Raw genomic sequence first — 13,935 nt, 5'->3', positions numbered from 1 at the left:
GCCACCATGCAGACCTCGATGGCCGCAACGGCGCTGCTGATGGGGCTGGCAGGTGGACCACACTGCATCGCGATGTGCGGGGCTGCCTGTGCCGGCATTGGCAAGGCCGCGGGCGAGCGAGGTTCTCAGGCAATCTGGACGTTTCAGCTCGGCCGGATCGTCGGCTACGCTCTGCTGGGGGCGCTGGCGGCGGCCTCGATGCAGGGGTTGGGCTGGCTCACGACACAGACGGCCACGATGCGACCGGTCTGGACACTGTTCCATGTGGCCGTAATGATTCTTGGTCTGGCCCTTTTTCTACTGGCACGCCAGCCGGTGTGGCTGGAGGATGCCGCCCGGCGCGTCTGGTTGCGCATTCGCGGGCTGCATGCGGCCTGGGGCCAAGGGGCACCGCTGGCCATTGGCGCGATGTGGGCATTCATGCCCTGCGGACTGTTGTATTCAGCCTTGCTGGTCGCGGCGCTCAGTGGCAGCGCCTTGGACGGGGCGTTGGCCATGGCATTGTTTGCGCTGGGGAGCAGCGTTTCTCTTTTGGTCGGCCCTTGGGTGTTGCTGCGGTTCGGCAACCGGGGCAATGGCGCCTGGGGCATGCGCCTGGCGGGCTTGGCACTGGCGGCCACGTCCGCATGGGCGCTCTGGATGGGCCTGGCGCACGATACAGCGCCATGGTGCGTTACGCCCTGAACGTCGCTTCCGTTGTCCTGCACCGCGCCTTTGACGACCCACCGCAAGATGATTCTGTAGCGTTCAGCGGCCCAGATGATCGGCCAGCAGGCGCGCCACGTGCACAGCCTCGCGCTGCGCACCGTCGCGGATCTGATGCCGGCAGCTCGTACCATCGGCCACGATCAAGGCATCGGGCTGATTTCGCACGGCAGGCAGCAGACTGAGTTCAGCCATCTGCATCGACACCTCGATGTGGCGGGCTTCATAGCCGAAGGTTCCCGCCATGCCACAGCAACTGCTCTCGATCAACTCGGGCATCGCGCCCGGAATCAGTCTGATGACATCCAGGATCGGACGCACGGCGTCAAAGGCTTTTTGATGGCAGTGGCCGTGCAGAAGGATCGGCTGTGTGGCGGGCCGCAGGCGCGACTTGAGATCTTCGAGCTTGCCGGCGGACGCTTCGCGGGCCAGGAACTCTTCCAGGAGCAGCGCCTGGCGACTGACCGTGTGGGCCGCCTCGCCGAGGCCCAGGGTCAGCGCCTCGTCGCGCAGGGTCAGCAGGCACGAGGGCTCCAGCCCAACGATGGCGATGCCCTGGGCGGCAAAAGGCAACAGGCAGTCGATCAATTCCCGCGCTTTGGCACGTGCTTCGTCCACCATGCCGCTGGACAAATAGGTGCGGCCACAACACAGATGCTTTCCATCCGCCACGGTTTTGGTCGCGACATGCACCGCGTAGCCTCCCGCGTTCAGCACGCGAATCGCCGCGCTGGCGTTGTCGTCCTCGAAAATTCCATTGAAGGTGTCCACGAACAACACAACCGGTTTGGCCGCTGCCAGCACTTCGGTGCGCGTGACCGTATCGTGCCGCGTGTTGAAGAAAGTCCGGGTTTTCCACTCCGGCAGGCTGCGCCGGGCCGAAAACCCCAGCCACTGTTCTCCCAGGCGCGCCAGCACGGGCAGGCGATTGCGCAGGTTCAACAATGGGGCAAGCCGGCTTGCCCAATGCGCATAGTCCGGCAGCCTGGCCACCAGTTTGTCTTTCAGCGTGTGACCGTGCTTTTGTTTGTAATGATGCAGGAACTCGACCTTCATCCTGGCCATGTCCACACCGGTCGGGCAGTCGCGTTTGCAGCCTTTGCAGCTCACGCAAAGCTCCATCGCCTCCTTGACCGCCTCGCCGATCAGGCCCTCGGGCCCTAGCTGGCCTGACAGAGCCAGGCGCAGGGTGTTGGCTCGCCCGCGTGTGAGGTGCTGTTCGTCCCGCGTGACGCGGTAGCTCGGACACATGGTCCCTGCGTCGAACTTGCGGCAGTGGCCGTTGTTGTTGCACATCTCCACGGCCTTGGCGAACCCCTGCGCCGGATCGCCGCCACTGCCGGGCGCGCTGATGGCTTCGGTGGCCGGATTGTTCTGCACGTTCCAGGCGCTCCAGTCGAGCACCGGTTGCAGCGGGATGATCTTGTAGCTGGGCGGGAAGCGCATCAGCCCCGTGTCGTCCATTTTCGGCGGGTTGACGATGCGCTGTGGACTCAGCAGGTTCTCCGGGTCCATGAACTGCTTGATCTGGCTGAACGCCTGCGTGATCTTCGGCCCGAACTGCCATTCGATCCATTCGCCCCGGCACAGGCCGTCGCCGTGTTCGCCGCTGTAGGCGCCCTTGAACTTGCGCACCAGCGCAGATGCCTCTTCGGCGATGGCACGCATTTTCACGGCGCCTTCGCGTCGCATGTCCAGGATCGGGCGGACATGCAGTGTGCCCACCGAGGCGTGTGCGTACCAGGTGCCCTTGCTGCCATGCTTGCGGAACACCTGGGTCAGGCCGTCGGTGTATTCGGCCAAGTGTTCCAGCGGCACGGCGCAGTCTTCAATGAAGCTGACCGGCTTGCCATCGCCCTTGAGGCTCATCATGATGTTGAGTCCGGCCTTTCGCACCTCCCACAGGTTCTTCTGTGGCGCGTCGTCGATCATTTCCACCACGCTGCCGGGCAGGCCGAGGTCACCCATGAGTTCGACCAGTTGCCGGATTTTCGGCGTGATGTCGGCCTTGGAGGCCCCCGAGAACTCCACCAGCAGAATGGCGTCGGGCTTGCCCTGGTTGATCTTCGGAGACAGGGCGGTGCGCACCGTGGGCGCAAAGGCAGGGTTCCGCAGCGCCAGTTCGATCATCGTACGGTCCACCAGTTCCACCGCGCTCAAGGTGCCATCGGCGCCCAGTTTCACGATGTGCTGGGCCGAATCCATGGCCTTGTAGAAGGTCGGGAAGTTCACCACGCCGAGCACCTTGGCGCGCGGCAGCTCGCTCAGGCGAAGCGTCAGGGATTTCGTGAGCGCCAGCGTGCCTTCGCTGCCGATCAGCAGGTGGGCGAGGTTGACGGCGCCGTCGTTTGTGTAGGGCCGCTCGTTCTGGTTGTGGAAGATGTCCAGGTTGTAGCCGCCCACCCGGCGCAACACCTTGGGCCAGCGGGCGTCGATGTCAGGGCGCAAGGTGTCGGCCAGGGTGCGTACGTACTCGCCGATTTCGCGGCTGCGGCCTGTGGCCTGGGCGTAGGCTCCGAGGTCAATCAGGGTGCCATCCGCCGTCCAGGCCTTGGCGCCCAGCACGTTGTGCACCATGTTGCCGTAGGCGATCGAGCGGCTGCCGCAGGAGTTGTTGCCGGCCATTCCGCCCAGCGTCGCCTGCGCGCTGGTGGACACGTCCACCGGGTACCACAGGCCGTGGGGTTTCAGTGCCGCGTTCAGGTGGTCCAGAACAATGCCGGGTTCCACTTCGACGGTGCGATTGGCAACGTCCACGGTCAGGAGGTTGCGCACATGCTTGCTGCAGTCGATCACCAGGCCGGCACCCACTGTCTGGCCGCACTGGCTGGTCCCGCCGCCCCTGGGCACGATGGGCGCGCCGAGGTCGCGGCAGATGTCCAGCGCCAGCGCCATGTCGGTACTGTTGCGCGGCACAAAGACGCCCACGGGCATGACCTGGTAGATCGAGGCATCGGTGGCGTAACGCCCGAGGTCGGCGGGGCTGAAGAGCACCTCACCCTGGGTTTGGGTGGACAGGCGCAGGGCGAGGTCGCCAGCGACTTCATTGCTGGCGCGGGCGGTCTGTTCGTAGATTCCGGCGCTGGACGTCTGGGTGACGTTGCGGGGCAAAGGAGCGTTCACGGGAATCAGGCCTTCACGAGTGCGGCGGCTGCCGCAGTGGCAGCACGCAACTGCTCCACCACGACGTCGCGCTTGTGATTCAGGTGGGCGACCAGCACCGCGCGCATCGCCAAGGGGTCGTGGGCGGTCAAAGCCTCAATCATCATTTCGTGTTCGCGCACCGCGCGGCCCCATTTTTCCTCGTCCTGGTTTGACCTGAATCGCAGCGCCTGAAGGCGTGCGTTGACCTGGCGGTAGGTCACGCTCAACACCGGGTTCCTGGCGGCGGTGTTGATGGCGTTGTGGATGGCCGCGTTCAGGCGGTAGTAGCCTGGCAGATCGCGCCGGGTGTAGGCGGCCATCATTTCGAAATGCATGGCGCGGATTTCGGCGAGTTCGGCATCGGTGATGCGCGTGGCCGCCAGTTCGCCCGACTGGCCTTCAAGTCCGGCCATCACCTCGAAGGTGTTCAGGACATCCGCCTCGGTCAGTTGCAGGGCGATGGCCCCCCGGTTGGGCAGCAGTTCCACCAGTCCTTCGGCGGCGAGCATCTTGATCGCCTCGCGCAAAGGGGTGCGCGACACGTTCAGCACCTCGCACAATTCGCGCTCATTGAGCTTGGCGCCCGGCGCGAGCCGGTTTTCGACCAGCATCTGGCGCAGTCGGCTTGCCACTTGTTCGTGCAGCGCGGCACGTGGGATGGAGATGATTTCTGCAGTCATACTGGAATTTTGTATGCAAAAAATACCGCTGTCAAATCGAAAATAATGGTATTTTCGGTTGACAAATGAATTTTGTATGCAAAAAATGCCCGTAAATCAATGGAGACTGATTGCATGTTGACCCTGGACTTTCACCCGACCGGACGCCACTTTCTGCAGATTCCCGGCCCGTCGCCCGTGCCCGACCGCATCCTGCGCGCCATGAGCCTGCCCACCATCGACCACCGCGGTCCCGAGTTCGGGGCGTTGGGCCGCAAGGTGCTGGCGGACATCCAGAAGATCTTCCAGACGCGCCATCCTGTGGCGATCTACCCGGCCTCCGGCACCGGAGCGTGGGAGGCGGCGCTGACCAACGTCCTGAGCCCCGGCGACCGGGTGGTGATGTACGAGACCGGGCATTTCGCGTCGCTGTGGCACAAGATGGCCTCGCGGCTGGGGGTTCAGACCGAATTTCTCGCCTTGCCAGGTAGCGAACATGCCGTGCCGGCCAGCTGGCGGCGCGGCGTGCAGGCGGATTTGATCGAGCAGCGCCTGACAGCCGACACCCAGCACCAGATCAAGGCCGTGTGCGTGGTGCACAACGAAACCTCGACCGGCGTGACCAGCGATATCGCCGCCGTGCGTCGCGTCATCGACGCTGCGAAGCACCCCGCGCTGCTGATGGTCGACACCATCTCCGGCCTGGCCTCGGCCGACTACCGCCACGATGAATGGGGCGTGGACGTGGCGGTCAGCGGCTCGCAGAAGGGGCTGATGCTGCCGCCCGGCATGAGCTTCAACGCCTTGTCGCCCAAGGCCATCGCCGCCAGTAAGACGGCGAAGCTGCCCAAAGCCTTCTGGGCCTGGGACGAGATCATCGAGATGAACCAGGGCGGTTACTGGCCCTACACGCCCAACACCAACCTGCTGTACGGGCTGTCGGAAGCCTGCGACATGCTGCTTGGCCAGGGGCTGGACGCGGTATTCGCGCGTCATCAGCGCTGGGGCGAGGGCGTTCGCGCCGCCGTGCGCGCCTGGGGGCTGGAGATCCAGTGCGCCGACCCGGCGGTCTATTCCCCGGTGCTGACCGGCGTGATCATGCCCGAAGGCGTGGACGCCGATGCCGTGCGCAAGCTCATCTACGAACGCTTCGACTGCTCGCTCGGCACGGGTCTGGGAAAGGTGAAGGGCCGGATGTTCCGCATCGGGCACCTGGGCGACTGCAACGACCTCACGCTGATGGCGGCATTGAGCGGTTGCGAGATGGGTCTCAAGCTTTCGGGTGTCAGACTGTCAGGTTCGGGCGTGCTGGCCGCGATGGAGTACTTTGCAGGGCAGCCCATGGCTGCGCCATCACAGCTGGCCCAGTGATCAGAAAGTCACATATTCATAGCAATCAACGACCATTTCACGCTGGGCTCATGCCAATTTCATTCATAAAAGGAGACAAACCATGCAAAGAAGAACATTTGTGACCGCAGCCGCCGCCACCCTGGCCGCGCCGATGCTTCACGCCCAGACCTTGCCCAGCGGGCCGGTGCGCATCGTTGTGGGCTTTCCGCCGGGCGGCGGCACGGATGCGCTGGCGCGGGTGGTGGGCCAGAAGCTCGCCACCATGTGGAACCTGTCGGTGGTGATCGAGAACAAGGCCGGTGCCGCCGGCGTGATCGCAGCGGACTTCGTCAGCAAGCAACCCGGCGATGGCAATACCTTGCTCATGGCCCATATCAACAGCCACGCGCTCGCGCCGGCGATGGGTCTCAAGCTGAACTACAACGCCGAGAAAGACTTCGTGCCGATCAGCATGGTGGGGGTCACGCCCATGCTTCTGATCTGCAATCCGGACCAGCCGGCGAAGACGGTGAAGGACCTGGTGGCGCTGTGCAAGGCCAATCCTGGCAAGATCAGCTTTGCCTCGGCCGGGGGAGGCTCTGCCCAGCACTTCGCGCTGGAAATGTTCAAGCTGCGGGCCCAGATCTTTGCGCTGCATGTGCCCTACCGGGGGTCAGCGCCCGCGCTGACCGACCTGATCGGCGGCCAGGTCAATTACTGTTTCGAGACCATGACCTCGGCCACGCCCTTCGTCAAGAGTGGTAAGGTGGTGGCGCTGGCGCAGACGCGGCTCAAACGTGCGAAGAGCTATCCCAATGTTCCGACGATGGCCGAATCGGGCTTTCCCGGTTTTGAGGCCACGGTGTGGTATGGCCTGATGGGTCCCGGCAAGATGCCGCCCGCCATGGCCCAGCGCATGAACGAAGACGTCAACAAGGTGCTGGCGATGCCCGACGTGCAGGAAAAGATGGAGCAGTACGGCGCCGAGGATGGCGGCGGCTCCATCGAGAAGTTCGCCAGCTTCATCAAGGACGAACAGCAGAAGTGGGCGCAGGTCGCCAAGGCGGCCAACGTCAAGGTGGACGCCTGACCCACCGGGCCGGGCGGCAACTGGCCGCGTTCAGCCGGTCAGGCCGAGTTTCTCGGCCAGGCCAATGCGCTGGAGCTTGCCGGTCGCGCCCTTGGGGATCTCGGCCAGGAACAGGATCTTGCGCGGCACCTTGAAGTCGGCCAGTTTCGTCGCCGCGAAGTCGCGCAGCTCGCGCTCGGTCAGCGTCATGCCCTCGCGCAGCACCACGGCGGCGGCAACGTCTTCGCCGAGCTTGGCGTGCGGCATCGCAAAGGTCACGACCTGGGCCACCGCCGGATGGTCCATCAGCACTTCATCGACTTCGCGCGGCGAAATTTTCTCACCGCCCCGGTTGATGATTTCCTTGAGGCGACCGGTCAGCGTCAGGTAGCCATCAGGCGTCAGTGTGCCTTGATCGCCGGTGCGGAACCAGCCATGGGTGTAGGCTTCGGCGTTGGCCTTGGGATTGTTTTCGTAGCCGGCGGTGACGTTCTCGCCGCGAATCACGATTTCACCGATGGTGTCGGGCGGCAACAGGTTGCCGGCGTTGTCCATGATGGCCACCTCGGGTCCGGCGGCAAGACCGACCGAGCCGGGGATGCGTTTGGCCGGCGGTAGCGGGTTGCTGGCCATCTGATGTGCGGCTTCGGTCATCCCATAGGACTCGATCAGCGGGGCCTTGAACACCTGCTCAAGCTCGGCAATGACCTGCGGCGGCATGGACGATGACGACGAGCGGATGAAGCGCAAGGGGTTGTCGCGGATCACGTCGGCGTTGCCGCCCGCGCGCGAAAGAATGGTCTGGTGCATGGTCGGCACGGCGGTGTACCAGCTCGGTTTGCACTCCTTCATCCAGCCAAAAAACTTGAGCGCATTGAAGCCGGGTGTCACGAAGATCTGGCTGCCAACGGCCATCGGTGCCAGCACCCCAGCAATCAGCCCGTGGATGTGGAACAGCGGCATGATGTGCAACTCAATGTCGGACTCCGTGAGTTGCAGCGTCTGGCTGATGTTGCGCGCTGAAGCGCACACGTTGCGGTGCGACAGAGGCACGATCTTGGGTCGCGACGTGGTGCCAGAGGTGTGCAGGATCAGCGCCACGTCGTCGGTCGTCGCGGGCCCGCCTTGCTCTGCAGGCGATGCGGGTGCACCAGCCTTTGCAACAAGCTCAAAATCACCCGCGCCTCGTTCGGGATGAGCCAGCAGCTCGATCACCGCGATGCCCAGTTTGGCGGCCACGGCACGGGCCGGCGTCTCGCTGCCCTGCGCCACGATCAAGGCTTTGGCGTTCAGATCGCTCAAGTAGAACTCGAACTCATCAGCCCGGTAGGCCATGTTGAGCGGAGCGCATGTGCACGCGCCGGCCACGGCCACGAAGGCGGTGGCCATTTCCGGGCAATTGGGCAAGACCAGGCCAACGCGGTCCCCGCGGCCAATACCCAGCCCGTTCAGCGTCTGAACGGTACGGCCCACGAGGGCATTCAATGCGCCGTAGCTCAGGGGCTTGGCAGAGGGGGCGGTGATTGCGATGGCGTCAGAGCGCTGGCGGGCAATCATCTCGGAAAGTGTGGTGAAGGCGGTCATGATGGGTCGTTCGAAGTTCAGAAAGGGGGTATTGAATTGTGATTCAAGCCAGGCGTAGCGTTGCCTTGTGTTGCTGAAGCGTATTGGCCAGCAAACTGGTCAGCGCGTACACGGCATCGATGGTGGGTGTCGGCTTCTGGGTGATGCGTCCGAGTTCCATGACCGAAGCGACGAGCGCCTGCAGTTCCAGCGGTCGGCCTTGTTCGACGTCCTGCAGCATGGAGGTCTTGTGCTGACCGACGGCCTGCGCACCCGCAATCCGCTTTTCCAGGCTGACCTTGAACTGCACGCCGAGTGCCTCGCCGATCGTCTGGGCCTCCCGCATCATCGCGGCGGCCAGCTCCCGGGTCGGGGCATACAGGCAGATGTCTTCCAGCGTCGCGTGGGTCAGGGCGCTGATGGGATTGAAGCTCAGGTTGCCCCAGACTTTGAGCCAGATTTCGGAGCGGATGTCGCGAGAAATCGGTGCCTTGAAACCCGCGGTCTTGAAGGCATCGGCAATTTCTCGTATGGATGGCGTGTCGCCGCCGTTGAGTTCGCCCAGCGTAAAACGATTGCCCTCGATGACCTTGATGATGCCGGGTTGGATGACTTCGCTGGCCGGGTAGACCACACTGCCGATGACGCGATCGACGGCGATGGACTGCGCAATCACCCCATCGGGATCAACGGCCCTGATGGGCGTGCCCTCCCAGGCTCCCGGCAGCTTGTGGAAATACCACCAGGGAATGCCGTTCTGCATGGTGACCACCCGGGTCTTTTCATGCATGATCGCGGGCAACTCGGCGGCGATCGCGGCCACCTGATGGGCTTTCATGCCGAGGATGACGACATCCTGCACCCCGGCCTCAGCAATGACCGAGGTCACGCGGGCGGGTCGAGCCAGCAGTTCCTTGCCATCTTCCTCGATCAGCTTCATGCCATTTTGCCGAACGGCCTCAAGGTTGGCACCCCTGAGGATGAGCGTGACGTCATGACCGCTGAGCGCCAGCTTCACGCCGAGCATGCCGCCGATGGCACCGGCGCCTACGACACAAATTCTCATGATGGGGCTTCCGTTGATGGGTCTGGTGATGATGGGGCGGGCCCATAAGTATTGCGCAGGGTGCCGACGCCATCGATGATCACCTCGACGACGGTTCCTGGCTTCATGGGCAGCACACCCGAAGACGTGCCGCAGGCGATCAGGTCGCCGGGCATCAGGGTCATGCAGCGGGAGATGGCGCTGACGATTTGCGCCGGCGAAAAGATCATGCCACTGCAGGGAAAATTCTGACGCTCGCGGCCGTTCACCAGTGTGCGGACCCGAAGTGTCCGGACGTCGAGTCCGGTGACAATGGCCGGACCAAAGGCGCCGAAGGTGTCGAAGCCTTTGGCACGCGTCCATTGGGCAAAGCTGGGGTCCTTGTTCAGAAGTTCGATCGCCGTGACGTCGTTGACGCAGGTCACACCAAAGATCGCCTGCTCCGCTTCTTCAAGATTCAGGTTGCGGCCGACCTTTCCTATCACCAGGCCGAGTTCGCCCTCGTAGACGACCCGACCGTCGTAACCGGGCGGGGTTTCGATGGTCTGGCCATGGGCCAGGTAACTGCTGCTTGCCTTGATGAAATACAGCGGCTCTTCGGGTATTGACAGTCCCTGTTTTTCTGCTTGCGCATGATCGTTGTTCCACAAGGCCAGGAACTTGGAGGGGCGACACGGCAGCGTGATCTTGACGTCGGACAGCGCGAAACGCCGGCCGGTCCGCAGCGGCTCACCGAACAGATCGCCTTCGTGTTCGTCGACGAAGTCGCCGTCCAGCGTGCCAAAGCCCGCTCTGCCGTCGCAATCAAACCTCAACCACGTCGTCATCGTCGATATCCTTCGGTCGTCTTCTCAGCTTGCCCAGCAGTTGGCCAATGAAGGGCCAGAACAGCATCACCATGGCCAGACCGGTGATGCTGCCTACCAGCGGGTTGGAAACGAACACCATGAGGCTGCCACCCGAACCCAGCAGCGACTGGCGGAAGGCGTTTTCAGCCATGTCGCCGAGCACCAGCGCCAGCACCAGTGGCGCCAGCGGATAGTTGAGCTTCTTGAACACATAGCCCATGACGCCAAACACCAGCATGAGCCAGACGTCGAACATCGAGCTGTGGACCGTGTAAGCGCCTACGGCGCAGATCACCAGTATCACAGGGGCGATGATGGCAAACGGGATGCGCAGGATGGCCGCGAACCAGGGCACGGTGAGCAGTACCACGATGAGTCCGGCGATGTTGCCCAGGTACATGCTGGCAATCAGCCCCCAGACGAAGTCCTTCTGCTCGACAAACAGCAGCGGACCGGGCTGCAGTCCCCACACCAGCAAACCGCCCAGCAGCACAGCGGCCGTCGGCGAACCCGGAATGCCCAGCGTCAGCATGGGCAACAGGGCCGCGGTGCCAGCGGCGTGGGCGGCCGTCTCTGGTGCCAGAACGCCTTCGACCTCGCCCTTGCCGAAGTTCTTGCCATTGGGGGAAAAGCGTTTCGCGATGCCATAGCCCATGAACGACGCGGGGGTCGCGCCGCCGGGCGTGATCCCCATCCAGCAGCCCACCAGGGAACTGCGCAGGTAGGTCGCCCAGTAGCGTGGCAGTTTCTTCCAGGTCTCCAGAACGACCTTGGCGTCAATCTTGGCTGACTTGCCCTTGAAGGAAAGCCCTTCTTCCATGGTGACCAGGATCTCGCCAATACCGAACAGACCGATCACCGCGATCAGGAAATCAAAGCCCTTCATCAGCGGTTCGAAGCCGAAGGTCAGGCGCAACTGGCCGGTCACGTTGTCCATGCCGATCGCAGCCAGCGTGAAGCCCAGGAACATCGCCGCCAGCGTCTTCCAGGGGGCACCCTTGTTCATGCCCACGAAGCTGCAGAACGTCAGCAGCTGCACGGCAAAAAACTCGGGCGGCCCGAACTTGAGCGCGAACTTCGCCACCAACGGCGCGGTAAACGTGATCATCAGCACCGCGACCAATGCCCCGATGAACGACGAGGTGAATGCGGCGGTCAGCGCCTGGGCGGCCTGACCTTGCTGAGCCATCGGATAGCCATCGAAGGTCGTGGCCACGGACCAGGGTTCGCCCGGGATATTGAACAGGATCGAGGTGATCGCACCGCCGAACAGTGCACCCCAGTAGATGCACGACAGCATGATGATGGCGGACGTCGGGTTCATGCTGAAGGTCAGCGGCAGCAGGATCGCCACGCCATTGGCCCCGCCCAAGCCCGGCAACACCCCGATCAAGACGCCCAGCAGGATGCCGACGAACATCAGGCCGATATTGACGGGCGACAACGCAACCGCAAACCCCTGGAACAGTGCTTGTACTTCGTCCATGGTCAGAATCCCAGAGCGGCCTCGATCGGCCCTTTGATCAGCGGCACCTTGAACCAGATTTCAAACATCCCGAACAGGATCACCGACACGATGACGCCTGTCAGTCCTGACTTCAGCACGCTGAATTTTCCCTGCCAGCGCATGAAGACCGCGATGAAAACCGCGGAGGCCACATACAGTCCAATCCACTGCATGAAGCCCACGTACACCAGGCTCGGCACGAAGATCGCCAGGACAAGCCGGATCTCGGCCCGCGACACAAATGGAATTTCCCGGTTGGCGCGCAAAGCCTTCAGCAGGTTGATGAGGCTGGCAATGTTCATCAGCAGGCCGATGTAGAACGGAAAGTAGCCGCTCTGGGGACCCTCTTCGGTCCAGCCGGCGCCGATGCGATGGCTGTCCCACATCACCAGGCTGCCCAGCAGCATGAAAGCGAAGGCCGTAATGATTTCCAATGTCCGCCGGGTCGCGGCGGTGGGTGAGCGGCCGTGGCCGTCATCCGGATCGTGTTGTGTCATGGCAATGCAAAGGCGGTTGGCGCGACTTGTCGCGGGGGGCATGGGAAATGCGGGCTCCCGCGCCTTGCGGCCCGGGGGGGGCTGCGCGCAGCGCCTATTTGGCGACGAATCCGGCTTCCTGCATCAGCAGGCGGTGGCGGATTTCTTCATTGGCCACCCACTTGGCAAACTCTGCGCCGGTCATGAAGGTCTGATTGAAGGCGCCTTCATCCATAAACTTCTTCCACTCGGGCGTGGCGCGCACTTTCTGCATCAGGTCGACGTAAAAAGCGATCTGCTCCGGCTTGACGTCGGGCGGCATGAAGATACCGCGCAACATGACGTACTCAACATCCAGTCCACTTTCCTTGCAGGTGGGAATATCACCCCAGGCCTTGTCGGCAATCTTCTCCTTGTACGGCAGACGCTTGCCGTCGAAGACACAGAGGGGCCTGAGCTTTCCGCCGCGCCATTGGGCGACCGCCTCGATCGGGTTGTTGACAGTCGAGTCCACGTGTTTGCCGACCAGCTGCACAGCCACTTCACCCCCGCCCTTGTAGGGCACATAGATGTATTTCACTCCGGCGGATTTCTCGACCAGCGCCGTGACGATCTGGTCTTCCTGCTTGGAGCCCGTGCCGCCCATCTTGAGCTTGCCTCCCGCGGCCTTGGCCGCCCCGAGATAGTCCTGCGCACTCTTGTGGGGCGTCTCCGCGTTGACCCAGAGCACGAATTCGTCGAGCGCCAGCATCGCCACGGGCGTCATGTCTTTCCAGCTGAACGGCACGCCGGTGGCCAGCGGCGTGGTGAACAGGTTGGAGAGCGTGATGACGATCTTGTGGGCGTCGCCTTTGCTGTTCTTGATGTCCAGGAACCCTTCGGCGCCCGCGCCGCCGCCCTTGTTGACCACCACCATCGACGACTTCATGAGCTTGTTCTTCGTCACGATGCCTTGGATCAGGCGTGCCATCTGGTCTGCACCGCCGCCGGTGCCGGCCGGGACAATGAACTCAACGGTCTTTGTCGGTTCCCAGGAGGCAGCCTGGACCGGTACGGCCGCAGCAAGGCCGAAGGCAAGGCCCAGCAGGTGAATTCTGCGTGAACGTGAGAAGCGATTGAAAAGGCGCACTGTCTGTCTCCCTGGAGATGGTTTGAGCGGGTGGATGGGTTTCGCCGACAGATTATTCAGTATCCGATGATAAATGGGGGGCAATTTCATGCCTTTGTTGACTAGGGTTTGCCGCAGTTGACCGCGGCGCAATCGACAATTCAACGCAGCAGAAAGTAGCCAGCCAGGCCGTAGAGGACCGTGGCAAAAACCTTCTTGAGCGGGCGGATGTCCATGCGGTGCGCAGTGCGCGCGCCCAATGGGGCCATCGCCATGCTCGCGATTGAGATGATTACCAGCGCCGGCAGGTAGATGTAGCCGACCGAGCCAGCCGGCATTTGCGGCATGCCGATGCCGGCCCAGACATATCCCAGGGTTCCGGCCAGCGCGATCGGGAATCCGAGCGCCGACGAGGTGCCTACGGCGTTGTGGATCTTCACGTTGCACCAGGTCATGAAGGGCACGGAGATGAAGGCGCC

General features: G+C 63.1%; 12 protein-coding genes. 3 read left to right on the top strand and 9 right to left on the bottom strand.

Annotation, left to right across the window (positions count from 1 at the left end):
* The first annotated feature begins 6 nt into the window (after window positions 1–6).
* Window positions 7–684, top strand: a complete 678-nt coding sequence (locus ACMUOY_RS04220; protein ID WP_413891428.1) for a sulfite exporter TauE/SafE family protein — start codon at window positions 7–9, stop codon at window positions 682–684.
* Between the two features lie 63 nt (window positions 685–747).
* Here the strand turns inward: ACMUOY_RS04220 and ACMUOY_RS04215 are convergent, their stop codons facing one another.
* Together ACMUOY_RS04215 and ACMUOY_RS04210 are read right to left on the bottom strand one after the other, a co-directional pair.
* Complete coding sequence (locus tag ACMUOY_RS04215) at window positions 748–3,828, bottom strand: FAD-binding and (Fe-S)-binding domain-containing protein (RefSeq protein WP_413891426.1); 3,081 nt, start codon at window positions 3,826–3,828, stop codon at window positions 748–750.
* Between the two features lie 5 nt (window positions 3,829–3,833).
* Complete coding sequence (locus ACMUOY_RS04210; RefSeq protein WP_413891424.1) at window positions 3,834–4,529, bottom strand: GntR family transcriptional regulator; 696 nt, start codon at window positions 4,527–4,529, stop codon at window positions 3,834–3,836.
* Window positions 4,530–4,643: 114 nt separating this feature from the next.
* Between ACMUOY_RS04210 and ACMUOY_RS04205 the strand changes: the two genes are divergently transcribed.
* Both ACMUOY_RS04205 and ACMUOY_RS04200 read left to right on the top strand, forming a co-directional pair.
* Entirely contained in the window at window positions 4,644–5,879 is a 1,236-nt protein-coding gene (locus ACMUOY_RS04205; protein ID WP_413891422.1) for a pyridoxal-phosphate-dependent aminotransferase family protein, read from the top strand.
* Window positions 5,880–5,961: 82 nt separating this feature from the next.
* Complete coding sequence (locus tag ACMUOY_RS04200; protein ID WP_413891420.1) at window positions 5,962–6,930, top strand: Bug family tripartite tricarboxylate transporter substrate binding protein; 969 nt, start codon at window positions 5,962–5,964, stop codon at window positions 6,928–6,930.
* Between the two features lie 30 nt (window positions 6,931–6,960).
* Here ACMUOY_RS04200 and ACMUOY_RS04195 read toward each other — a convergent pair whose 3' ends face one another.
* From ACMUOY_RS04195 to ACMUOY_RS04165, 7 genes are all read right to left on the bottom strand, one after another.
* Window positions 6,961–8,493, bottom strand: a complete 1,533-nt coding sequence (locus ACMUOY_RS04195) for an acyl--CoA ligase (protein ID WP_413891418.1) — start codon at window positions 8,491–8,493, stop codon at window positions 6,961–6,963.
* Between the two features lie 43 nt (window positions 8,494–8,536).
* The gene (locus ACMUOY_RS04190; protein ID WP_413891416.1) at window positions 8,537–9,538 is read right to left on the bottom strand and encodes a 2-dehydropantoate 2-reductase; all 1,002 of its coding nucleotides are present in this window, start codon (window positions 9,536–9,538) and stop codon (window positions 8,537–8,539) included.
* On the bottom strand, window positions 9,535–10,344 hold the full coding sequence (locus ACMUOY_RS04185; RefSeq protein WP_413891414.1) for a fumarylacetoacetate hydrolase family protein: 810 nt from the start codon (window positions 10,342–10,344) through the stop codon (window positions 9,535–9,537). The genes ACMUOY_RS04190 and ACMUOY_RS04185 overlap by 4 nt, the downstream gene beginning before the upstream one ends.
* The gene (locus tag ACMUOY_RS04180; RefSeq protein WP_413891412.1) at window positions 10,322–11,851 is read right to left on the bottom strand and encodes a tripartite tricarboxylate transporter permease; all 1,530 of its coding nucleotides are present in this window, start codon (window positions 11,849–11,851) and stop codon (window positions 10,322–10,324) included. Before ACMUOY_RS04180 ends, ACMUOY_RS04185 begins: the two co-directional genes overlap by 23 nt.
* A 2-nt stretch (window positions 11,852–11,853) precedes the next feature.
* Window positions 11,854–12,369 (bottom strand): tripartite tricarboxylate transporter TctB family protein, encoded by a 516-nt coding sequence (locus ACMUOY_RS04175; RefSeq protein WP_413891410.1) that lies wholly within the window; start codon window positions 12,367–12,369, stop codon window positions 11,854–11,856.
* A gap of 94 nt (window positions 12,370–12,463) precedes the next feature.
* Window positions 12,464–13,609, bottom strand: coding sequence for a Bug family tripartite tricarboxylate transporter substrate binding protein (locus tag ACMUOY_RS04170; protein WP_413891408.1), 1,146 nt, complete (start codon window positions 13,607–13,609; stop codon window positions 12,464–12,466).
* Window positions 13,610–13,617: 8 nt separating this feature from the next.
* Window positions 13,618–13,935, bottom strand: a 318-nt coding sequence (locus tag ACMUOY_RS04165) for a sulfite exporter TauE/SafE family protein (RefSeq protein ID WP_413891406.1), incomplete at its 5' end; no start/stop codon positions are given.

Source organism: Candidatus Skiveiella danica (assembly GCF_022705245.1).
GTDB classification, from domain to species: domain Bacteria; phylum Pseudomonadota; class Gammaproteobacteria; order Burkholderiales; family Burkholderiaceae_C; genus Skiveiella; species Skiveiella danica.
The sequence above is the reverse complement of the archived record's forward strand: the minus strand, read 5'-3'. Positions and strand labels throughout refer to the sequence as shown.

Bases quoted from the DNA above. Each gene is read 5' to 3' on its own strand.
- ACMUOY_RS04205 (WP_413891422.1), top strand. From the start codon at position 4,644: ATGTTGACCCTGGACTTTCACCCGACCGGACGCCACTTTCTGCAGATT.
- ACMUOY_RS04185 (WP_413891414.1), bottom strand. From the start codon at position 10,344: ATGACGACGTGGTTGAGGTTTGATTGCGACGGCAGAGCGGGCTTTGGC.
- ACMUOY_RS04175 (WP_413891410.1), bottom strand. From the start codon at position 12,369: ATGACACAACACGATCCGGATGACGGCCACGGCCGCTCACCCACCGCC.
- ACMUOY_RS04180 (WP_413891412.1), bottom strand. From the start codon at position 11,851: ATGGACGAAGTACAAGCACTGTTCCAGGGGTTTGCGGTTGCGTTGTCG.
- ACMUOY_RS04195 (WP_413891418.1), bottom strand. From the start codon at position 8,493: ATGACCGCCTTCACCACACTTTCCGAGATGATTGCCCGCCAGCGCTCT.
- ACMUOY_RS04220 (WP_413891428.1), top strand. From the start codon at position 7: ATGCAGACCTCGATGGCCGCAACGGCGCTGCTGATGGGGCTGGCAGGT.
- ACMUOY_RS04200 (WP_413891420.1), top strand. From the start codon at position 5,962: ATGCAAAGAAGAACATTTGTGACCGCAGCCGCCGCCACCCTGGCCGCG.
- ACMUOY_RS04190 (WP_413891416.1), bottom strand. From the start codon at position 9,538: ATGAGAATTTGTGTCGTAGGCGCCGGTGCCATCGGCGGCATGCTCGGC.
- ACMUOY_RS04210 (WP_413891424.1), bottom strand. From the start codon at position 4,529: ATGACTGCAGAAATCATCTCCATCCCACGTGCCGCGCTGCACGAACAA.